This is a genomic window from Yinghuangia soli, assembly GCF_021502675.1.
Taxonomy (GTDB): Bacteria; Actinomycetota; Actinomycetes; order Streptomycetales; family Streptomycetaceae; genus Yinghuangia; species Yinghuangia soli.
Map to the genome: position 1 here is coordinate 35,869 of NZ_JAKFHA010000020.1, position 21,492 is coordinate 57,360.

Below are 21,492 nucleotides of genomic sequence, written 5' to 3' on the forward strand. Positions count from 1 at the left end.
GCTTCACCGGCCTGATTGCCCATATCCCGTGCTGCCCCAAGCAGCTCTCACTGCCGCGGCTCGGGCCTCGTCGGCACGCTTGGCGTCAGGATGGTGCGCCCCGTAGCGCCGCGTCCAGTCAGCGTGGATTGTGGCCAATGCAAGCGCCCGTGACCACGCATCGCCGCTGTACTCCGCCAGCGTGGCCCGGGCGTCGAGGACGTCGGGGTGGTCCATGCCGACCGTCCCCGCGCACACGACGATTTCCCGGGCGAGTTCGGCGATGGCCGCACTGCGTGCGGTCGCGTCGTCGCCCGCCTTGTCGACCGCCAGCCGGGCAACGGCCACGGCGACGATGAGTCCGACCGGGTGTCCGTACCCCAGAAGCACCTGCCGAGGTTGACGAAACCCATTGAGCGCTTCTGCCGTCAGCCTATGAGCCCCTGTCGCGGCAATCCGCAGTTCCGCCTCGACCACACGCGGGTGCCGGCGTCCGAGGACCGCGGTCGCCTCTCTCATCGTGTCGACTTCGTCGTCGGTCGGTGCCGAGCCATCCGCCCGTGCCCGCACCTCCAGTGCCAAGGCGATGCGGAACTCGGCGGTGACAGGATGCTGCCGACCGAGCCGGGCTGCCATCTCGGCCACTGCACTCTCGAGTGCGGCCGGCGGCTGATCGGGGCGCGCTTTCGAACAGGCGATTCCGAAGCGCCCGAGCGCGATCAGCCGTTCAGGGCCCGACGGACCGACACGTCCTTCGAGCATGGGTACGAGGACTGCGAGTTCCTGCTCCGCATCGGCGGGGCGCCGATCCTTGGTCATCGCGTGCGCCAGTTGCGAGCGGGTGATCAGGACGTCCAGGTCGCCGGCGCCGAGTGTCGTCGTGGATTCCGCCACCAACTCCGACAGCTCAGAAACCTCGACCCGTACATTTCCGGACTCGCCCGACCAGCGAAGAGACTCACGGAGCAGGCGCAGAAACGTGCGCGGGTCCGGACCGGAGACGAAATTGCGGTCCCTGTCGGAGTCCGCGTCCTCGAAGCAGCTGAGGCAGTCCCTGGCCACCCGTGCCGCATTCAAGCGGCGCCCCGTGTTGCCAAGTGTCTCGATGAGCGGGAAGACGAGTGGGTGGACGTCAATGGCGTCACCGTCACCGTCGCTGTGGTCGCGAGACACAAATATGGCCAAGCCGAGTGCGATCACGTACTTCGCACTGTCGGTAAAGCTGTCCGTAACCACCTCGTCCGCCGGACTGTGCGGCCAGGACTCCAGCAGGCCATCGGCGAGCACCCGCACGCGTGTGGCCTCGTCCGGTTCGCCGCGGGGCCCGAATGCCACGCCGAGTAGTGGCGGTGCGGGCCAGATCGCGGCACCGTCCGTCCCGTCCAGCAACGAGTACGTCCGCAGGAGCGACAATGCCTCCTCCGGATCGGCGCCACCGAGGTGTCGTCGCACCGCGTCGCTGGTGAATACCGCGACCGGGAACGGGTCCAGCGGCATCATGCCCAGCAGTTTCGCCATGACCCGAGCAGCGCGGTCGTCGGGCAATGCGGCGTTTACCGCAGTCGTCAACTCTTCGTGTACGGCAGGCGTCCACACCCTCGCGCATACGTCCTGGACAGGCTCGGAGTTGCGCGACACGTCCGGCCAACGACCTTTTTCGACAGCGCAGCTCGCAACACGTTCCACCAACATCGGCACGCTGCCGAGATCGTCGAGTGTCCAATTCACAGAGCCTGGTGATGCAAGGTCGTGTTCCTCGGCCACGGCCGACAGAAAGTCGATGCGCTCGTCCTTCGTGAACGCGCCGACCTCGACCTGACGCCACGTCGGCCCCGGAGACGGGACATCGCGCCGCCGGGTCGTCACCATGGTCAGCCCGCCGGCGCGGCGCGGCGGCAACAACCCGCGCACATCGCCAGGTTCCCGGACACCGTCGAGCACGACGACCCAGCTGTGCTTCGTGGATTCCGCCCAGTTCAGAAAGCGCTCCGCGGCACGGTCCCGATCCGTCGGCGCGGGCCTGACGACGTACCGGCAAGCGTCCGCGTACGCGTCCAGGACCGCCTCGCGCGTCGCTGCCGAGATCCAGACCACAAGGTCCTGGGACTCGGCGAATTGCCGAGCGAAGTGGGCGGCGAGACATGTCTTTCCGGTACCAAGGCCACCGACCAGGGCAACGTACGGCGTCTCGTGCTTGTCGAACCCGTACGTCGCAACGGCGAGTCGGGTGAGCGACTCGGTCTCGATGAACTGCCGGGGCTTCCTCGGAATGACGCCCACCTCGGCCGGGAACGTCGGCGGCGTGTACGAACCCCCGTAGTGCGTCACATGGTTGACGTGGTTCGCCTGCCCGACCGCGACGGATCCGTACTGCGCGACCAGACCGCTGCCGGCCACGGCCGCCGGGGCCGGGGTTTCGCCGGACGCGGTCAGGCCTGTGCCGCGTCCGGCCGGGTAGGGTTTGTGATAGACACATCACCCATCACCACCGCCGCAGCGGAGCCGCGATCGGCTTCGACGCGTACGTCCCCGGCGATGGAGATACTCCGCTGCGCAGCTTCGAAGATTCGCCGCAACTCCGATGCCAGCAGCTGCCGTTCCGAAGCATCGAGACCCTCGATCAAGTCCTCGAAGCGGGTCTGCCAAGACGCCGCAGCCCGGCCGCGAACCACGACCAACGTGCCCGGGTCCGCAGCCGCAAGTTCGGCGGCAGTACGGTCCAGACGTTGCGCGGTCACCTGCACGTCCGCCGGACGACCGCGCCCGAACAGCCGGGCCACCCGGTCGCGGAACCCCTGCCACGCGTCCGTCCCGGCGGCCTGCACCACGGCAGCCCCACCCGCCGACGCCAATGCGATCATCGCCTGGTCCAGCACGCGCCCCCCAAAGCCCTGTGGTACCAGGCATTTTACGACCGGCACCTCGGCGCCGCCCGCACATCGGCTCCACCGGTCGCACCCGCATCACAGCCACTGCCACTGCCACTGCCACCGCCACTGCCACTGCCGCTACATCACGGCGCCCTCACATACGCCGCGCTGAACAACGCGTCGGCAGGGGTCCCCGCCGCGTTGTGGCAGTAGACGTCGACGCTGACAGCCGGTGCGGCGCTGTACGAGTTCACGGTGCCGAGGTGGCAGTAGCTCCCCGGGGTACGGGCCTGCACCTGGGCCGTGTCGAGCAGGGGTTTGGCCAGGTCGGGGTAGGTGAGCCGGTAGTGGCCGGTGGCCGGGTGGGTGATGGTGGGGAGGCCTCCCGTGCTGAACGACCGGGCGGCGTCCACGGCCGGTGCACCGGGGTTCCCGGTGAGGGCGGTGTACGCGGCGGGCGTACCGGCCTCGTGGTGGAGGCCGTTGGCCTGGGTGTAGCTGAGCAGCCATTGACTGTCCGCCGGTTCGGCGGTGGCGCCGGATTGGAGCCGGTAGCAGCCCACGGTGATCTCCAGCGCGGTGTCCAGCGAACGGGTGTTCTCCGCTTCGCAATGCGCGGGCGGGCCGCTCCCGTACGGGGTGAGCTGGGTGTACCCGTTGGCCGCGGCGAAGGCCGCGCCCTGCAAGGTCACGAGGTAGCGGCCGGGGGCCAGCCGCTGGACGCTGTTGGTGCGTCCGGCCGAGTTGAACGTACCGCTGTTGACCGCCGGTTCGAGTCCGCTGCTGCCGTTCGGTGCGTCGTAGCGGAGGGTGGCGTAGGGCGTGCCGCCGGTCGTCGGGGCGGCGAAGAACACCATGAACCACCAGTCGATCGGCGCCCCGTTCTGGTCGTGGCAGGCAACCTGGACCAGTTGGTCGGGGCCGTCCGGTCGGAGATCGGCGACGCGGCAGGACCGCCCCCGGTAGACCGTGCGGGTCGCGGTGACGTGCGCGGTGCCGGCGTCGGACGCCACATCGGGGAGCCGGACCAGGTACGTGCCGGTGCCGGTGCGGGTGACCGTGGCACGCCGCTGGGCGGTGGCGGGGTCGCGGCGGCCGGTGGTCCATTGGAACCTGGTGTCCGCCACCGTCTCGGTCCCGATGGGCGCGGTCGCCTGGTCGGCGTACGCGAAACCCCAGCGCGGCGGCGGCGAAGCCGGTGCGGTGGCACCGCGCAGCGCATCGAGCATCTCGAGGACTTGGCGGTCGCTCTCCGGCTTGCTGATCCCCGGGTGCGGAGGATCGGGCAGCGGGACACGCGCCTCGGGAGTGTCGCCGATGCGGAACAACAGGCTGCGCCAGTCGTCGTGCCCCATGAGGCCGTTTTGATAGCCGTACGCCGTACGGTAGTTGGTTCCCTGCGGGACTACGGGGACGTCGTTGCCCGTCGCCGGGGTGGAGCAGATGCCGTCGAAGCCGGCGATGATCGTCTTGCCCAGCAGATCGTCTCCGGCGACCGGCGACGTCTGGAGCTGCCCGGGCGGCTGTCCGGCAATGTCGGCGGCCTTCACGCAGACTTCCCAGGCACTGAGCAGATGGACGGTTGCCGTCCCGGCAGGGGCGGTGATGGTCCCATTGCCGTCCCAGTCCAACGGCCCTGTCGCATCGCCGACACGCAAAGTGCGGGTGGCGTCGGGCCAGACTGCCACCGAGTCGAGGCCGGCGCCGATGCCGATGCCGGCCCGTTCGTCGAGGGCGTTCGCGACCAACGTGGGGAGCTCGGCGCGGGAGTAGTCCAGGTGGCTCACCGACTCCAGGAGCTGACGACTCGTCGCCAGGTTGAAATCGGTGCCGGCCGGCATCCGGCCCAAGGCGGCCGTCCACGCACTGAAGTCCGGGATGCCGGCGGCCTGGTACCGGTAGTTCATCACCGACAGGTAGTTCGGCTTGAAGTTCGCGTGGTCGCCGCCGCCGTGGTGCAGGCCCAGCGCGTGGCCCAGTTCATGGACGAAGGTGGCGGACTCTTCCCGTTCCGTATGGCTCCCCCAGCTGCCGAGGGTCACCACGAAGTCGTTCTGCTTGGGGCCCCAGCAGCAAGCGCCGCTGCTGCTCGTCCCGTTGTGGTTGTCCCCCCAGAGGCTGTAGAAGAAGGAACCCTCCCGCCACGGCGCGAAGTTCGTGCTCCGGATCTGCGCGAACATCGACCCGGGCTGCGATGGCTGCAGCGCTGTCGCCCGTTGTGCCGGGCTGACCTGCACCGCCTGCGACACGTCGATCAGGAGCTGGACGCCGCTCTTGGCGGTCCACCCGTAGGGGCAGGAAGCGGCAGGCTGCGTGGGGGCGGTGGTGAACATGTGGCGCGCTTCGTCCAGCGCACCCCGGCGGGGCCGGTCCGAGCCCGAGGTCGCGTTCAGCCAGTCGATCTCCACGGCCACGGTGCGACGGCAGGGATCGGAGCCGAAGGCGGGCAGCCAGGTGTCGAGTTCCCCGTCGTGCGGGATCCCGAATAGTTCCACGCGGTCGGTCAGGCCGTCGCCGTCGGTGTCGAGGGCGGGTTCGGGGAGCGGCAGGGGGCCTTCGACGGAGCTCCACGTCTGGTCGGCGTTCTTGAAGAACCGGTGGATCGGTCCGTCGTAGACCGGTCGGTCCAGGTAGACCTGGCCGGTGTCCCGATCGGTGATGCGCAGCCCCTGCAGATCCCAGTTGTCGGCCCCGATGTCGGGCGCTTCGCTGATGTGCCGGATCTCGAAGCCCCGGAACAGCGCGGCCTGGGGAACGCAGGGCGACAGAGAGGCGTTCCAGGTGAAGGTGGCGAAGTCGTCGTCCCAGGTTCCGCCCGAGTGGTAGCGGGTGCCGTCCGGACGGTCGGGGATCCAGTCCCCGTCGGAGTCCAGGTACGTCACCGGTTCGTGGATGCCGTCGGAGTCGACGTCCTCGAAGATGACCGGCTGTCCGCCGAACCGGATCTCCTCTTTGGAGTCGTTGCGCAGCCCCCACTCGCCGGTGCTGACCGTAATGGCGAGTCGGCAGATCTGCGTGGGATCGACGAAGGTGTTGCCGAGCCCGCGCGGCGTGCCGTCCCACAGGTTGTCGAAGTTCTTGCGGAACCGGTGCAGGTAGCCGGTGTCGGCCGTCTGGTCGAAGTACACCTGGCCGCTGTCGGGATCGACGATGCGCAGCGCCTTGAGGTCCCAGTTGTCCGCGCAGCAGTCATCGGCGGGCGAGCGGTGCTTGAACCGGAAGCCGTACGACAGTTCCGCGTTCGACACGCACCGCTCCAGGCGGGCGTTCCAGTGGAATGTGGTGTGCGGGGTGTCGTTGGTGCCTCCGCTGCGCTCGGTGCTTCCGCCGTCCGCGTCGGCCGTACCGTCGCCGTCGGCGTCCTCGAAGATCACGTCCACCGGATCCCCGTTGGCGCCGCCGAACGACACGCTCTCGATGGAGTCGTTCCGCAGCCCCCACTCACCGGTGGTCAGCGTGAAGCTCAGCTTGCAGACGACGCGCTCCTCCGCCTGGGCCGTCGTGGACGCCAGCGCCACCAGGGCCCCGGCCACGAGACTGAGCACCAGCGCGAACCGTACGACCGCCCCGCACACCACGCGACCCGAACGCGGTAACCCCATGGCGACTCCGCTCCCCCCGCCCCGACCCAGAGCACCCCCGCAGGCGTCTCCCCCAACGCCTCCCATCGTGCACCCAAACAGATGATCGACACGGCGAATCCCACGAAAGCGCAGGTCACAGCCGCAGTACGTGCGTCCCCGAGCCGCCGCCACCGCGACACGCCCCGCCTCCGCACCTAGCCTGGAGACATGGCCAATGTGCAGGTCGGCGGGCTTGACGTCGCCTACGTACGCCTCGGCCAGGGCCCGCCCTTGGTCCTCGTACACGGAGCGGGCGTGGACGGCCGCATGTGGCAGCCTCAACTCGACGGCCTGGAAGGCGAGTTCACCGTCGTTGCCTGGGACGAACCAGGCGCGGGACGGTCCTCCGATCTGCCGCCCGACTTCACCCTGGCGGACTTCGCGCACTGCCTCGCCGCCGTGATCGAGGCGCAGCACCTCGGCCCGGCCCACGTCGGCGGGCTGTCGTGGGGCGGCACAGTCGCCCTGGAGCTGTACCGCCACCACCCGGAGCTGGTGCGGACGCTGATCCTGGCCGACACATACGCCGGCTGGAAGGGCTCACTGCCTCCCGAAGAGGTGGCGGCCCGCGTCGAGGGCGCCCAGCGGATGCTCGCGGTGCCCCGTGACCAGTTCGATCCGACGTTCCCCGGATTGTTCGCCGGCGGTCCTCCCGCCGGTTTCGTTCCCCTGCTCGACGCGATGGCCGCCGAGGTACGGCCGGAGACCCTGGCGACGGAGCTGTCCCTCATGGCCGAGGCCGACCAGCGCGACCTCTTGCCCTCCGTCACGGTCCCGACCCTGCTCCTCTGGGGCGAGCTCGACGTACGCTCACCGCTGAGCGTCGCGTACGCCTTCCAGGACGCGATCCCGCACACCGAACTCGCGGTGCTCCCCGGCGTCGGCCACGTCAGCAACCTCGAAGCACCGGACGGCTTCAACCACACCCTCCGCACCTTCTGCCGCGCCCACACCTGACCGGGCCAAGGCGTTGCGTACGCCGCGGTCGGCAGCGCACCGCCCCCGCCCGACGGCACCGCGGGCGCGTGTGATGTGGTCATGGCGTGGCCTGCGATGGTTGGCTACAGCCGGAGTGTTCATGGAATCGGGAGCGGCGCGGCGCCGGGTGCGGCGGCATGGGGGTTGATGGCGTGCGGGTGTTGGCGGGGCGCTACGAACTGGTGCGGTTCGTCGGCCGGGGCGGGATGGGGGAGGTCTGGGAAGGCCGCGACCGGATGATCGAACGCCGGGTGGCGGTGAAGATCCTCCCGAACGAGCCCGGCGACAGCTCGGGTTCGGCGCTGTTCTTCCGCGAGGCGCGGACCGCGGGCGCGCTGCACCACCCCGGCGTGGTGACGGTCTTCGACCTGGGGCAGGACGAGACCGACGGGTCGCTGTTCCTCGTCATGGAGTTCCTCGACGGCCGCGACCTGGCGGCGCTGCTGCGGGCGAGCGGGGCACCGCCGGTCGAGGTCGCCGTCGACTGGGCCGCCCAGGCCGCCGCGGCGCTGGCCCGGGCGCACGGTGCGGGGATCGTGCACCGCGACCTGAAGCCGGCGAACCTGCTGCTCACGTCCGAGGGGCAGATCAAGATCCTCGACTTCGGGATCGCCCGGTTCATGGAGCACACGAACCAGTCGAGCAAGGTCATGGGCACCCTGGCCTATATGCCGCCCGAGCGCTTCGACGAGCACCCGGGAGACACCCGGTCCGACCTGTACTCGCTGGGCTGTGTCCTGCACGAACTCCTGACCGGCAAGGTTCCGTTCGAAGCCAGCGGCCCGGTCGCGATGATGAACGCGCATCTGACGCGCGTGCCGGACCGGCCGGGCGAACACCGCCCCGGCGTCCCCGAGGCACTCGACGACCTTGTGCTGCGGATGCTGGCCAAGGCCCCCGAGGACCGCCCCGCATCGGCCGACGAAGTCGCGCACCGGCTGCGCACGCTCGGTGCTTCAGCGGCCGGCAGCCCGGCGGCGGGGGCCGCTGCCCTGCCCCCGGCGTCCGGAGGCGGGTCGGTGCCGGCCCGGCCGACCTATGCGCCGCACGTTTCCGCCACCACCGGCATACCGCCTGCACCTGCCGTACCGGCCACGCCGCCGCCCGGCATCCCCGCCCCTCCCCCGGGCGCGCCCGCCTTCCCGCCGTCCGCGCTGCCGACCATGCCCGGCCCCGACCGCCCGCCTGCCGCGCCGATGCCCGGGTGGCAGCAGCCGGGCTTCCCGCCACCGGTGCCGGAGGGCAAGCGCGGGCGCCTTCGGACCACATGGGTCGCGGCCGGCACCGCCATGGTCCTGGTGGCCGGCGGCCTCACTGCGGCGCTCATCAACGGGGGCGGCGGAGACGACGACCCGTCGGCGGGTCCGTCCGATCCGGTCACCCCGGTCGGGGACAAGCCGGGCGAGAGCTTCCGGACCGGCGGCTCCATCGCGGTCGCGCTGCGCGAGCCGCCGAGCCTCGTCCCCACGAACGTCTACGACAGCGAGGGATCCGAGGTCCTGAACGCCCTCTTCGCCGGCCTGGTCGACTACGAGACCGACACCGGCAAGACAGTCCCGCGGGTGGCCGAGTCGGTCACCACCCGGGACAACAAAGAGTGGACGGTCAAGCTCAAGCCGGGCTGGAAGTTCCACAACGGCGAGCCGGTCACCGCAGGCTCGTTCGTCGATGCGTGGAACTACGGCGCCAATCAGGCCAACGACCAGAAGATGATGGCGTCCTTCGCCTGGATCGAGGGGTCTGCGGAACTCTCCCCGGGCCCGGGCAAGGCCCCCGCCTCGGACAAGCTCAAGGGCCTCAAGGTCATCGACGACGCGACGTTCACGGTCACCCTCACGACCCCGTACGCGCAGTTCGACACCATGCTCGGCAACAACGCCTTCTACCCGCTGCCGAAGGCCTTCTTCACCGACCCGAAGGCCTTCGCCGAAGCCCCCATCGGCAACGGGCCGTTCCAGATGGACGGGCGGTGGGAGCACAACACCCAGATCAAGGTGAAGCGCTTCGACGGCTACGGCGACCCGGCGCACAAGGCCAGGCTCGATGCCGTGACGTTCCGGATCCACACCTCGGCCGAGACCGCGTACGTCTCTCTGCGGGCCGGCACGGTCGACATCATGGACCAGGTGCCGGCCACGGCGATGCCCTCGGTCGCCGCGGACTTCCGGGGCCGCACCAGCACGAAGCCCGAGGCCGGCATCTCGTACCTCGGCCTCCCGATCGCGCAGAACCCCGCCCTCGCCAACCCGGACCTGCGCAAGGCGATCTCGATGGCGATCGACCGCAAGGCGCTCGCCGGCATCGTCTTCCCCGGCACCCGGATCCCGGCCGACGACTTTGTCAGCCCGACCGTCCCCGGCTACCGCAAGGGCGCCTGCGAAGCGTGCGCATTCGATGCGGCAAAGGCGAAGGCCTTGTTCGACCAGGCGGGCGGCCTGCCCGGCAACAAGCTCGAACTCGCCTACAACACCGACGGCGCCCACAAGGAGTGGATCGAGGCCGTGGCCGCCATGCTCAAGGCCAACCTGGGCATCGAGGCGACCCCGAAGCCGTTCGACAACTACAGCAACCTGCTCCAGGCCGTCCTCACCAAGCAGTACAACGGCGCGTTCCGCACGGGGTGGACGCTGGACTACCCGAGTATCGAGAACTACCTGGGTCCGCTCTTCCGCCAGTCCGCCATGGAGACCGGCGCGAACTACAGCGGCTACGCGAGCCCGAGCTTCGAGGCGGCCATGAACACGGCCGACCGCGCTCGCGGTGACGACGCCGTCAAGGCCTACCAGGTTGCGGACGACATCGTCCTCAAGGACATGCCGTACATCCCGCTGTTCTTCTCCCAGGCGACGAACGCCTGGTCCACCAAGGTCACCAACGTCGCCGTCGACGCCCAGGGGCACATCCGCCTCGAGCTCGTGAGCCTGGCCTGACCGCAGCACCGCTGCCGACCGGGCGGACACTCGTCACCTCGGGGACTCCGTTACGTCCGGTGCGTGTCCTAGGCGCGGACTCCTACTGCCCCGAAGACGACGATGTCGTCGAGTTCCTGTCCGTCGAGCAGCGGGGCGTCCGGGTCGGGGCGCCACAGCGGGATCCGGACCAGGCCCGGGTCCACGAGGTCGAAGCCGTCGAGGAGACCGGTGATCTCCTCGCGGGTGCGGGGGACGACCGGAGAGCTGGTCCGCTGGTACACGTCTTCGGCGAGCTGCTTCAACTCCTCCGACCGGTACGTCACATGACTGAGGATCAGCAGGCTTCCCGGGGCCATCGCCTCGCGCAGGCGCGCGACGATGCCGGCCGGGTCTTCCTCGTCCTGGATGAAGTGCAGGAGCATGGCCAGGACGACGGCGACCGGCTTGTCGAAGTCGATGACCTCGCACACGTCGGCGGCGCCGAGCACCTTGTCGGGCTCGCGCGCATCGGCCTGGGTGTATGTGACGCGGCCCCGCGGGTCACCGGGCATCAACGCGCGGGCGTGGGCCAGGACGACCGGGTCGTTGTCGACGTACGCCACCCGCGTTTCGGGCCGCACCGCCTGGACCACCTCGTGGACGCTGCCTTCGGTGGGGAGGCCGGTGCCGATGTCGAGGAACTGGGTCATCCCCTGCTCGGCGGCGAAACGCACGGCGCGGCGCAGGAATGCGCGGCCCTCGCGGACCACGAGGCGCGCCTCCGGGGCGGCGTCCAGGATCCGGTCGGCAGCTGCGCGGTCGGCGGCGAAGTTGTTCTTGCCGCCCAGGTAGTAGTCGTACATGCGCGCGGGATGCGCGACCTTGGTGTCTATCCCGTGTGGGCGCTGGGTTTCGATCTCGTTCCCCCGCGGCAAACGCCACGGGGTGGTGTCGTCGGACATCTCGACCACCCCCTCCGGCACGGCGACCCTGTGGTCGCCGACGATACCGACTCGCCCCGGCCGCGCGCGCAGCGGCTCCGCCGTCGCCCGCATGAGCGGCCGCCGGATCGCGGATCCGTACGCCGCGCACGCGTCCGGCGTGGTAGCGATGGTGCGGCGGCGGGGTGGATCCGCGGCGGGTGGGTCGGTGTCGGGGGCGGGCGGAAGGCGGGGCGTGATGGCAGAGGCGGAGTTCGGTTCGGCCACAGGTGCAGGTGCGGCTCCGAGGTATGAAGTCCTGGTGGTCGACGACGACCCCGCGATACGCCGCGCGCTCGGCCGCGGCCTGCGGCTCGCCGGCTTCGACGTCCGGCTCGCCGCCGACGGATGCGAGGCCCTCGCGGCCGTCACCGCCGATCCCGGCAGCGGCCTGCGCCCGCCCGACATCGTCGTGCTCGATGTGTGCCTGCCCGACCTCAGCGGCACCAACGTGTGCCGCAAACTCCGCGACGGCGGCCACGACCTGCCTATCCTCGTCCTGTCCGCGCTCGACGAGGTCGCCGACCGGGTCGCCGGGCTGCAGGCCGGCGCCGACGACTATCTGGTCAAGCCGTTCGCGTTCGAGGAGTTGGAGCTGCGCCTGCGCGCGCTGCTGCGCCGCCGGCCCGCCGCGCCGGCCGCCGCGGACCCGGACGGCGACCTCGCCGACCGGCTGCGCTGCGGGCCCCTCGTGGTCAACCCCGCAGGCCGCACCGCCACCCTGAACGGCACGGAACTCATGCTTACCCGGCGCGAGTTCGAGCTCCTCGAGTTCCTGGTGCGCAATCGCGCCCGGGTGCTGACCCGCGATCAGATCCTGGACCGCGTCTGGGGCTACGACTTCGAGGTCCGCTCCGACGTCGTCGACACGTTCGTCAGCTACCTGCGCCGCAAGATCGAGGCCGACGGCAGCGCGCGCATGCTCCACACGGTGCGCGGTGTCGGCTTCGTCCTCCGCGAGGACGGCGCCGGGCCCCGATGAGGCTGTCCACCCGCATCACCCTCGCCACACTGCTCCTCGTCCCGCTGCTCGTGCTCGCCGCCGGAACCGCGGTCTTCCACCTCGTCGTCAAGGACCAGCGCGCCCAGCGCGACGCCCAACTGCGCGCCCGGGCGCAGGCGCTCGCTCCGCAGGCGCACGACGTGCTGCGCGCGGCCGCCCGCAACAACGACAAGGCGGAGAACAGTCGCGCCGCCCAGTTGTTCCTGGCCGCGCTGGACGACGGCGTACGGCTCGTCATTCCCGGGGCCGCCCCGTACCAGGCCGGGCCCCAGCCGGGGCCGGACGTCCCGCTGCCGCGCGCCGCGCGCAAGCCGGTCACGATCGGCTACGGAGCGCACAGCTGGCGCGCGGTGTCGGTGCCGGTCGCGGTCGGCAGCCCGCCCGCTGCCGGAACCCTGTGGGTGTTCACGTCGCAAGACCAGGTCCGGAGCCGCGAGAAGGACTTGCGGCGCCGGGTGTTCTTCGTCGCGCTGCTGGCCGTCCCCGTTTCGGGCCTCGCCGGATTCGTCGTCGCCGAGCGCGCCACCAAGTCGCTGCGGCTGCTGCGCCGCCGCGCGGCCGGGTTCGACCCCGGCAAGGACGGCACGCGGGAGGTGTACGTACCGACCGGCGTGGGCGACGTCGACGAACTAGGCCAAACGCTGCGCACGGTGCTCGGCCGGTACGACGAACAGGCTGCCCGCACCGCCGGGGCCCTCGACACCGCGCGCTCCTTCGCGGCGGTCGCCGCGCACGAGTTGCGCACGCCGCTGACGAGCATGCGCACCAACCTCGACGTCCTGGCACGGCACGGCGACCTCGACGCCGCCGACCGGGCCGGCATCCTCGCCGACCTCGGTGCCGAACACGACAGGATCCTGGGCCTGTTGCGCGATCTCGGAGCGCTTGCGCAAGGCGATCTGATCGGCCCGGAGGCGTTCGGTCCGGTCGACGTCCCGGCCCTCGCCCACGAAGCCGCGGCCGCTGCCCGGAGCCGGCACCCCGCTGCGGCGGTCGAGGTGGTCGGCGACGCACCCGCGACCGTGCACGGCTGGGAGGCCGGCATCCGGATGGTCGTCGAGAACCTCATCGGCAACGCCTTGGTGCACGGCGGCGGTCATACCCGGGTCCGGGTGGCGGTCGAGGCGTCCTCCGCGCCTGGGTCCGGTCGCGCCGCCGGCGTCCGCGTCACGGTCGACGACGACGGCCCCGGCATCCCCGCCGACCAGCGCGCGGCCGTCTTCGAACGCTTCCGGCGGGGCGCGGACAGCCCCGGCTCCGGACTCGGCCTGACCCTGGTCGCCCAGCAGGCCGCGCGGCACGGCGGAACGGTCGTCCTCGGGGACGTTCCGGGCGCGGCCGGACGCGGACTGCGCGCCGAGGTGTGGCTGCCCGCCGATCCGCCCGGCGAGCCGGCCGCCGACCGCGGCGACTGGCTCGCCGGAACCGGCCCCGGGCCACAGGGATTCCACAAGAACCGCCACTAGCGTGCGGCGCGGCGGATCGGCGAGCTGTATGCGGACCCGCCACGACGACCACTGCGGCGCGCGTACTCCAGTTCCGGTACGCGTCCGCCGACGGAAGGAATCCGGATATGGCACGTCTCCCACGCGGGCTGGTCATCGGCACACTCGTCGCGTCCGCGGCGGTCCTCGCCGCGGCCCCGGCCTCCGCCGGCGGGTCCGGCGGCGCGGGCGCCCCGGGCGGCGGCGATGCGGCCGGCACCCCGAGGATCTGCAACCGCGTCGGGGCGCTCGACGCACGCCTCGACAAGGCGCTCGCCCGGCTGAACGGCGGCCAGGACACCCCCGGCTCGATCGCCCGCATGCAGATGCGCTTCGACCGCCAGAAGGCCGCCGGGCACGCCGAGGTCGCGACGTACCTGCAGGACCGGCTGACCGCGCGCCAGGCCCTGCAGCCGATCCTCACCAAGTCGAAGGCCGACCTCGCCGCGGTCAAAACCTGGTGCGCGACCCAGCCGCCGGCCAAGACCAAGCCGAGCGGCAAGGAATAGGCATGCGCGTCGCAGGGGATGCGGCACGCCGCCGACGCGGCACAATCGCGCTCTTCGCGGTGGCGGCGGTCCTGTCGCTGACGACCGCGTGCAACGCCGACAAGGACGCCGACCCGGCGCTGCCGCCGACCGGGTCGGCGGCGGACGCGACAGCGGTGCCGACCGACATCGCGAGCATCATGGCAGCGGTCGAGTCCGCCGCCGACCGCGCCGACTCCGACGCCGCAGCGGGCGACGGGGACGGCTGACCGGTCACCCGGTGATGCCGACTGTCAGGTGGTCGGCTTCCGGGGCAGGAGGTCAGCACGACGACATCGCGTCCCAGCGAATGATGGCGGCGGCCGGTCGCGGAGGACGACCGCGTCCGCTGCCACGAGGTGGTGCGGCCCGACGCGGCCGAACTCCCACGGGTCGCTCAGCGGTCGACGAAGATGCGGCTCGCCTCGTCGCAGCGCGTTCCGGCGACCTCCGGGTCCGGGGGACGATGCCTCGGCTCGGGGCGTCAGGTGAGGGGCTGTGGGGCGAAGACCCAGATCCGGTCCTTGGTTTGTGCGGTGGCGTAGCCGTTCGCCGCCGGTTGGGGGATCGCCTCGCGGGTCGGGCCCTTCTCGGCCAGGACGGCCTTGGTCCGGGCGTCGAGCACGATCGACTCGGTCACTTGGGCGCGCTTGTCCATGGACGCCGAGACGTCGACCCCGGCGTAGAGGGCTCCGTTGACCGCGGCGAAGACGCGTGCGGCGCGCTCGCCCTTGGCCTGCTGCCACACGATCGCGCCCGTCTTGGTGTCCCATGCCAAGCCCAGTTCGTGGGCGTGCAGGTAGAGCGTCGGGTCGCCCGGCGCGGTGTAGAGGGACACGCCGTCGACGGACTCGGTGACGGGGGCCGGGCCGCCGCTCAGCAGGCGTCCGGTGGCCGCGTCGTAGAGGCCCAGGTGGATCGGGCCGCCGACGTAGGTCGCATCGTCGGCGTGGCCGTACCAGCCGAGGACGACCTTGTCGCCGACGGTGCCGACCACCGTCGCGCGACGGCCCGGGGTCTTGCCCTTGATCTGCTCGACGGTCGCAGCACCGGCCGGCGCCTGGACCGAGGCGGTCGACCAGCGGGTCTGCCCGGTGGCCGGGTCCACAGCCCGCAGTTGCTTGACCCCGCCGGGATCCGTCGCGTCGGTGACGAAAAGGGTCTGCGCGGCGAAGGCCGACGCGCTCCCGGATGAGGCGACCGGCTTCGTGCAGGAGTCGTCCCCCGGCCTGTCGCATGTGTGCACGAGCTTGCCTGGCGCGGTCGCGTCAGCGGGACGCGCCCACATGTGGTTCTTGCCGTCGGGCCCCTCACCGCTGCGGATGACCCAGCCGTCCAGCACTGATTCGCGGTACTTGAGGTCGTCCTTGGTGAGGTCCGTGGTGCCGATCTGCTTGCCGTCCTCGTCGAACGCCGTGACGACACGTGCCTCGCGCGACGCGCTCAGGCCCGAGGCGGGCACCGTACGCGCGTCGCGCGCCACCAGCGCGGGGCGGCCACGCCAGGTCTCGACGGCCACCGTCCCCTGCACGTCAACGGTGGCGCGCATCTGCCCGGTGGCGGCGTCGTAGAACGCGGCCCGGTACGTACCGCCACCGTCCTGTCGGGTGCTCTGCTGTTGCAGCACCACCACGGCGTTGCCCACGACTTCGACCTTGTCGAGTTCGGTACTCGGCCCGGTGCCGACCCCGGCCCCGCGGGGTATGGACCATGAGGGCTTCGCCGCGAGCCCGGGCAACGCGGGCCCCGGCCACTCCGGTTGGAAGGACTTCCCGTCGCCGGGCGCGGACGCCTGCCCAGGCCGGTCAGCGGCCCCCGTCCCTGCGCTCGCGGCACCATCACCACCGCCGGAACACCCGGCGAGAAGCATCGCAAGTGCGGCAGCCGACGCGACCGCCACGCCGAGGGTGTGCTTGCGCGGCATCGGCCACAGCCCCTGTCTCTAAACGATCTTCCCCGCCCGCAGCACACTAGTTGAGCCGCCCGCCACCCCCGTACGGGCCGCACGCCAGCCGCGCGAAGTGGACGTTCCGGAATGTCCTCAGGGGCGGTTGAGCACATGGGTGGCGCCGGCGCGGGCCGTGCCGGCCAGGGCCCAGCCGGGGAAGCCGCATCAGTGTGCTTGCTTTCATGCATTGATGCACGTATGACTGTGCCCGTGGCAGGCAAAGCGGAGAACGACCCGGCAGTACGGCGTATCGAGGCGTTCCTCGGACAGATCACGTCGATGAGCCGGCTGCCCGCCACACGCCGGCGGCTGCGGCGGCTCGCCGACATCGACACGCACGATTCCGGAGTGTCCATCCTGCTGCTTCTGCGGCGGACCGGCCCGCTGTCGGTGACGGACCTGGCCCGCCACCTCGGGGTCAATCAGTCCACCGCCAGCCGGCAGGTCGCCCCGCTGGAGGAGGACGGCTTCCTCACCCGGACCGAACACCCGTCCCACCGCCGCATCTCCCTCCTCGACCTGAGCGATGAGGGGCGCGCCGCATGCGAGCGCGCGCAAGCCGTCGGCCGCCGCGACATCGCCTGGGCCATCAAGGACTGGACGCCCCAGGACCGCGCCATGCTCGGCGAGTTGCTGGAGCGGTTCGGCGAAGCCTGGTCCAAGGGCGCCGAAAGCGAAGGGCTCGGCCCGGACGAACCGACGACAGGACCGTGACTCCCCTCCTTCGGTCCGCCTCCAGTCCGCCCCCGTCCGCCCCGTCCGCTTCGAGGAGCCCCTATGCCCGCTCAAGTCCCCGTCGTCGACTACCTGGTGCTCGAACCCGAGCCGCGGCTCAAAGCGGTGGCCTGCAGCGGATGCGGCGCCGACTTCCTCACCCGCCGCAATGCGTGCGCGTCCTGCGGCGGGGCCGACTTCGCGGATAAGTCGCTGGCGACCGAGGGGTCGGTCGTCGCCTTCACGATCGTGCACCGCGCCGCGCCGGGGGTCGCCGTGCCGTTCGTGTCGGCGATCGTGCGCCTCGACGACGGGCCGATCGTGCCGGGCAACCTCATCGGCGTCGATCCGACTCCGGAGGATGTCGCCCTCGGTATGGGCGTGCGGCTGACCACGTTCGTCGCGGGCACCGACGACAACGGCGTCGAAGCCGTCGCCTACGCGTTCGCCCCGCGCGGCTGACCGCGCCGCAGCAGCCGCCACGACACCCGCCGAGAAGGGACCGACATGGCCTCCGACCACGTATGGATAGTCGGCGCGTCCATGACGCGCTTCGCCCGCCACGACAGCCTCGACGCGCTCGACCTCGCGGCCGAGGCGGCCTTGGCCGCGCTCGCCGACGCCGGCACCGCGATGTCCGACATGGACATCCTCGCGGCCGGCTCGCTGTTCCACGCCGGTGCGGGCCTCGGCCAGCAACTGCAGAAGCAGATCGGCCAGACCGGCATCCCCGTCTACAACGTCGCCAATGCCTGTGCCACCGGTGCGACCGCGCTGCGCACGGTGCACATGTCGATCCTCGCCGGCGAGTCCGGGCTCGGGCTGGCCGTGGGCGTGGAGAAGACCTCGGGGATGGGCCTGCTGGGCGCGGCGGCCCGGCCCGTCGGCGCAAAGAAGGAGTTCGTCCCCGCCGGCCGCGACGGGCACGTCATGCCCACCGAGGGCATCCTCGGCTCGCAGACCATGCCGAGCGTTTTCGCCCAGGCGGGCATGGCGTACCTGCATGCGAACCCGCAGGCGTCGGTCGAGCACTTCTACAAGATCAGCGAGAAGAACCACGCGCACTCGGAGCTGAACCCGCTTGCGCAGTACCGGAAGCGGTTCTCGCTCGAGGAGATCAAGGCGGCCCCGATGATCTCCTACCCGAACACCTCGCTGATGTGCTCGGCGAACACCGACGGCGCCGCAGCGGTCGTCCTGTGCTCGTCCGCCCGGCTGGCGACGCTCCCCCTGGCCGTGCAGAAGCGCGCGGTGAAGATCGCCGCATCGGTGCTCACCTCCGACCCGTACGTGCCCGGCGGGCAGGTCCTGCCGGATGTGTCGACGTGCACGCGCAACGCGGCCGCGGCGGCGTACGAACGGGCCGGAATCGGGCCGGAGGACCTGGACCTCGTCGAACTCCACGACTGCTTCGCGACCGCCGAACTCCTGCACTACGACAACCTGATGCTGTGCGAGCCCGGCGGCGCGGCCGACTTCCTCGACTCCGGCGCCCCGTGGCGCGACGGGCGCCTGCCGGTCAACGTGTCGGGCGGCCTGCAGTCCAAGGGCCACCCGATCGGCGCCACGGGAATCGCCAACGTCTACGAGGTCGCCACGCACCTGCGCGGCGAGGCGGGCGACCGGCAGATCGACGGCGCGCGCGTCGGCCTGACCCACGTCATCGGGCTGGGGTCGAGCGCGGCGGTGCACATCCTGCAGAAGTAATCCCTGCTGCTGCGGTCCACCGCAGAGCGAAGAGGCCGTGCCGGTCACCGACCGCACGGCCTCTTCGTCGTCCTCGGCGTCTTCACCTTGTAGTCATGCATCAATGCATGTATGACTGTCAGGGCGCTGCCGGTTGTCCGGCACCCGATCCCCCTGCGCCCGACTTCCCCTTGCGCCCGACTCCCCCTGCATCCGATTCCCCTGCGCCCGACCCGACCCCCGGAGAGCCCGTTGGAAGACCACGACCACATACGCGCCCGCGTGCGCGACCTCGTCGCCCGGCACGATCTGGCCGGCATGACGCAGCGGGAGTTCCTCGGCCACCGCTTCGACGCCGGACTCGCCTGGGTGCATGCGCCCGCCGGGTGCGGCGGTCTGGGCCTCTCCCGTGCCCTGCAGCCGGTCGTCGAGGAGGAACTGGCCGCGGCCGGCGTGCCCCGCCTCAACCTCGCGCGCAACCCGATCGGCCTCGGCATGGGCGCCCCGACCGTCCTCGCGCACGGCACCGACGGGCAACGTGCCCGGCTGCTGCGGCCGCTGTGGACCGGGGAGGAGGTCTGGTGCCAGCTCTTCAGCGAGCCCGGCGCCGGCTCGGACCTGGCCGGGCTCGCCACCCGGGCGGTGCGCGACGGGGACGCGTGGGTGGTCGACGGGCAGAAGGTGTGGACGTCGCTGGCTCACCACGCCCGGTGGGCGATGCTGCTGGCGCGCACGGACCCGCAGGAGCCCAAGCACCGGGGCATGACGTACTTCGTCCTCGACATGCAGGCCCCCGGCGTCGAGGTGCTGCCGCTGCGCCAGGCCACCGGGCAGGCGGAGTTCAACGAGGTGTTCCTCACCGGCGTGAGGATCCCCGACACCATGCGGCTCGGCGACGTCGGCCAGGGCTGGACGGTCGCCACCACGACGCTGATGAACGAACGCGTGGCGATCGGCGGCGCCGCCGCACCCCGCGAAGGCGGCCCGCTCGGGGAGCTCATGCGGCTCTGGCGGGACCGGCCCGAACTCCGCACGCCGGGGCTGCACCACCGCCTGCTGCGCCTGTGGGCGCGGGCCGAGGCGGCCCGGATCGGCAACGAGCGCACCCGCCAGGCGAACGCCGCCGGCAAGCCCGGCCCGGAGGGCTCCGCGGCGAAGCTCGCATACGCGGGCATCGCCCAGGACATCTCCCGGCTGCACCTCGAACTCACCGGCCCCGACGCGCTCGGCTACGACGACTGGACGTTCCGCCGCAGCGAGATGACGGGCAGCGGGGAGGTCCGCCACGCCGGCTTCCACTACCTGCGGACGCGCGCCAATTCCATCGAAGGCGGCACCAACGAAGTCCTGCGCGGCGTGATCGCCGACCGGGTGCTCGACCTGCCCCGCGAACCGCGCACCGACACCAAGCTCCCCTGGAAGGACGTCCCCCGGTGACGACCCCGCACGTGGCCGACCAGCCCATTCCGTCGCTCATCCACAGCGACGTCGAGGACGACCTGCGCGCCACGCTGCGCGCGGTGCTCGGCGAACGCAGCTCCTGGCAGAAGGTGTTGGCCCGGCTCGACACGCCCGAGCAGCCGTACGACGACGACCTCTGGAAGACCCTCGCCCAGGATCTCGGCCTGGCCGGCCTCCTGATCCCCGAGCGCTTCGGCGGCGCCGGGGCCACCGAGCGCGAAGCCGCGCTCGTACTGGAGGAACTCGGCCGCTTCCTCACGCCGGTCCCGTACCTGGCCAGCGCGGTACTCGCCACGACCGCCCTGCTGAGCTGCTGCCCCTGGGCGGAGTCGGATGTCGCCGGCGACCTGGCGGCACTCGCCGACGGGTCGACGACGGCGACGCTTGCGGTGTCGGCCCATCGGGCACCCACTGCGGCGTTCCCCGACACGGTCACCGGCGTCCGCACACGCGGCGCGGGTACCGGCGGTACGGCGATGCTCACTGGGACCGTTCCGCACGTCCTGGCGGCGGATCGGGCCGAGCTGCTGATCGTTCCCGCACTGCTCGACGGAGCTCCGCACCTGCTGCTGGTCCGCAGCACCGACCCGGGCGTCTCCGTCACGCGCGAGACCTGCCTGGACGCCACCCGGCCACTGGGCACCGTGGTGCTGAAGGATGCCGAGGCCCGTCCGCTGACCGGGCAGAACGTCGCGGTCGCCGTTCTCCGGCATGCCGTCGACACCGGTGTCGCGCTGCTGGCATCCGAGCAACTCGGCGCCGCCGAGGCGGCGTTCGAGGCCGCCGTCGACTACCTCCGCACCCGGCACCAGTTCGGCCGGCCGATCGGCTCCTTCCAGGCCCTGCGCCACCGCGCCGCCGACCTGTGGTCGGAGCTCGCCGCGGCCCGGGGAACCGCACGCTACGCGGCGGCCTGCGCGGCCGAGGACTCCGCCGATTTCCCGCTGTCGGCCGCACTGGCCGCGGCGCACGTCGGCGACATCGCCGTACGCGTCGCCGAGGAGAGCCTCCACTTGCACGGCGGCATCGGGTTCACCTGGGAGCACCCCGCCCACCTGTACGTGAAGCGCGCCATGAGCAGCGCATTGATGTTCGGCAGCCCCGATCAGCACTACGCCGAACTGGCCCGCCTCGCCGACATCCCCGGCGCATGACCCTACGCGGTCCGCGGTCCGCGGTCCGCGGAACCGGACGACCGGCGAGTGGTGGCAGACGTACCGCAAGCCTGGTGCCGGCCGGTCGACGCCAATTGCGCTCCGGAACCGCGGTCGGACTGGGGGACGCCACACCGCGAGCGGCTGCTGCCGGGGCCGGCGGAAAGAGAACGAGATCGCGCCATTGACGCCGA

At 71.5% G+C, this 21,492-nt stretch carries 16 protein-coding genes; 11 read left to right on the forward strand and 5 right to left on the reverse strand.

Features of this window, described 5'->3' with window-relative positions; genetic code table 11:
- Nucleotides 1–3: 3 nt before the first annotated feature.
- The 3 genes from LZ495_RS27780 to LZ495_RS27790 all read right to left on the reverse strand — a co-directional run bounded on the left by LZ495_RS27780 (nt 4) and on the right by LZ495_RS27790 (nt 6,451).
- A complete protein-coding gene (locus LZ495_RS27780; protein WP_235055657.1) occupies nt 4–2,376 on the reverse strand; it encodes an NB-ARC domain-containing protein in 2,373 nt (790 codons plus the stop codon).
- Nucleotides 2,377–2,408: 32 nt separating this feature from the next.
- On the reverse strand, nt 2,409–2,855 hold the full coding sequence (locus tag LZ495_RS27785) for a hypothetical protein (RefSeq protein WP_235055658.1): 447 nt from the start codon (nt 2,853–2,855) through the stop codon (nt 2,409–2,411).
- 137 nt (nt 2,856–2,992) lie between these two features.
- Nucleotides 2,993–6,451, reverse strand: a complete 3,459-nt coding sequence (locus LZ495_RS27790) for a zinc metalloprotease (protein WP_235055659.1) — start codon at nt 6,449–6,451, stop codon at nt 2,993–2,995.
- 189 nt (nt 6,452–6,640) lie between these two features.
- Here LZ495_RS27790 and LZ495_RS27795 point away from each other — a divergent pair, with 189 nt between their 5' ends.
- A complete protein-coding gene (locus LZ495_RS27795; protein ID WP_235055660.1) occupies nt 6,641–7,429 on the forward strand; it encodes an alpha/beta fold hydrolase in 789 nt (262 codons plus the stop codon).
- Nucleotides 7,430–7,587: 158 nt separating this feature from the next.
- On the forward strand, nt 7,588–10,380 hold the full coding sequence (locus LZ495_RS27800; RefSeq protein WP_235055661.1) for an ABC transporter substrate-binding protein: 2,793 nt from the start codon (nt 7,588–7,590) through the stop codon (nt 10,378–10,380).
- Nucleotides 10,381–10,448: 68 nt separating this feature from the next.
- Here the strand turns inward: LZ495_RS27800 and LZ495_RS27805 are convergent, their stop codons facing one another.
- On the reverse strand, nt 10,449–11,303 hold the full coding sequence (locus LZ495_RS27805; RefSeq protein ID WP_235055662.1) for an SAM-dependent methyltransferase: 855 nt from the start codon (nt 11,301–11,303) through the stop codon (nt 10,449–10,451).
- Between the two features lie 217 nt (nt 11,304–11,520).
- Between LZ495_RS27805 and LZ495_RS27810 the strand changes: the two genes are divergently transcribed.
- From LZ495_RS27810 to LZ495_RS27825, 4 genes are all read left to right on the forward strand, one after another.
- Complete coding sequence (locus LZ495_RS27810; RefSeq protein WP_235055663.1) at nt 11,521–12,303, forward strand: response regulator transcription factor; 783 nt, start codon at nt 11,521–11,523, stop codon at nt 12,301–12,303.
- A complete protein-coding gene (locus LZ495_RS27815) occupies nt 12,300–13,790 on the forward strand; it encodes a sensor histidine kinase (protein WP_235055664.1) in 1,491 nt (496 codons plus the stop codon). The genes LZ495_RS27810 and LZ495_RS27815 overlap by 4 nt, the downstream gene beginning before the upstream one ends.
- Before the next feature lie 107 nt (nt 13,791–13,897).
- Nucleotides 13,898–14,317, forward strand: a complete 420-nt coding sequence (locus tag LZ495_RS27820) for a hypothetical protein (RefSeq protein ID WP_235055665.1) — start codon at nt 13,898–13,900, stop codon at nt 14,315–14,317.
- 2 nt (nt 14,318–14,319) lie between these two features.
- Nucleotides 14,320–14,565 carry a hypothetical protein gene (locus tag LZ495_RS27825; RefSeq protein WP_235055666.1) on the forward strand — a complete coding sequence of 82 codons (246 nt, stop codon included), beginning with the start codon at nt 14,320–14,322 and terminating at the stop codon, nt 14,563–14,565.
- A gap of 254 nt (nt 14,566–14,819) precedes the next feature.
- Here LZ495_RS27825 and LZ495_RS27830 read toward each other — a convergent pair whose 3' ends face one another.
- Complete coding sequence (locus tag LZ495_RS27830; RefSeq protein WP_235055667.1) at nt 14,820–15,980, reverse strand: PQQ-binding-like beta-propeller repeat protein; 1,161 nt, start codon at nt 15,978–15,980, stop codon at nt 14,820–14,822.
- Nucleotides 15,981–16,493: 513 nt separating this feature from the next.
- Between LZ495_RS27830 and LZ495_RS27835 the strand changes: the two genes are divergently transcribed.
- The 5 genes from LZ495_RS27835 to LZ495_RS27855 all read left to right on the forward strand — a co-directional run bounded on the left by LZ495_RS27835 (nt 16,494) and on the right by LZ495_RS27855 (nt 21,298).
- Nucleotides 16,494–16,997 carry a MarR family winged helix-turn-helix transcriptional regulator gene (locus LZ495_RS27835; RefSeq protein ID WP_235055668.1) on the forward strand — a complete coding sequence of 168 codons (504 nt, stop codon included), beginning with the start codon at nt 16,494–16,496 and terminating at the stop codon, nt 16,995–16,997.
- Between the two features lie 63 nt (nt 16,998–17,060).
- Complete coding sequence (locus tag LZ495_RS27840) at nt 17,061–17,459, forward strand: Zn-ribbon domain-containing OB-fold protein (RefSeq protein ID WP_235055669.1); 399 nt, start codon at nt 17,061–17,063, stop codon at nt 17,457–17,459.
- A gap of 45 nt (nt 17,460–17,504) precedes the next feature.
- Nucleotides 17,505–18,704 (forward strand): thiolase family protein, encoded by a 1,200-nt coding sequence (locus tag LZ495_RS27845; RefSeq protein ID WP_235055670.1) that lies wholly within the window; start codon nt 17,505–17,507, stop codon nt 18,702–18,704.
- Between the two features lie 231 nt (nt 18,705–18,935).
- On the forward strand, nt 18,936–20,120 hold the full coding sequence (locus LZ495_RS27850; protein ID WP_235055671.1) for an acyl-CoA dehydrogenase family protein: 1,185 nt from the start codon (nt 18,936–18,938) through the stop codon (nt 20,118–20,120).
- Nucleotides 20,117–21,298, forward strand: a complete 1,182-nt coding sequence (locus LZ495_RS27855; protein WP_235055672.1) for an acyl-CoA dehydrogenase family protein — start codon at nt 20,117–20,119, stop codon at nt 21,296–21,298. The genes LZ495_RS27850 and LZ495_RS27855 overlap by 4 nt, the downstream gene beginning before the upstream one ends.
- Nucleotides 21,299–21,492: the final 194 nt, after the last annotated feature.

Bases quoted from the DNA above. Each gene is read 5' to 3' on its own strand.
- LZ495_RS27790 (WP_235055659.1), bottom strand. From the start codon at position 6,451: ATGGGGTTACCGCGTTCGGGTCGCGTGGTGTGCGGGGCGGTCGTACGG.
- LZ495_RS27795 (WP_235055660.1), top strand. From the start codon at position 6,641: ATGGCCAATGTGCAGGTCGGCGGGCTTGACGTCGCCTACGTACGCCTC.
- LZ495_RS27800 (WP_235055661.1), top strand. From the start codon at position 7,588: ATGGGGGTTGATGGCGTGCGGGTGTTGGCGGGGCGCTACGAACTGGTG.
- LZ495_RS27805 (WP_235055662.1), bottom strand. From the start codon at position 11,303: ATGTCCGACGACACCACCCCGTGGCGTTTGCCGCGGGGGAACGAGATC.
- LZ495_RS27810 (WP_235055663.1), top strand. From the start codon at position 11,521: ATGGCAGAGGCGGAGTTCGGTTCGGCCACAGGTGCAGGTGCGGCTCCG.
- LZ495_RS27815 (WP_235055664.1), top strand. From the start codon at position 12,300: ATGAGGCTGTCCACCCGCATCACCCTCGCCACACTGCTCCTCGTCCCG.
- LZ495_RS27820 (WP_235055665.1), top strand. From the start codon at position 13,898: ATGGCACGTCTCCCACGCGGGCTGGTCATCGGCACACTCGTCGCGTCC.
- LZ495_RS27825 (WP_235055666.1), top strand. From the start codon at position 14,320: ATGCGCGTCGCAGGGGATGCGGCACGCCGCCGACGCGGCACAATCGCG.
- LZ495_RS27840 (WP_235055669.1), top strand. From the start codon at position 17,061: ATGCCCGCTCAAGTCCCCGTCGTCGACTACCTGGTGCTCGAACCCGAG.
- LZ495_RS27845 (WP_235055670.1), top strand. From the start codon at position 17,505: ATGGCCTCCGACCACGTATGGATAGTCGGCGCGTCCATGACGCGCTTC.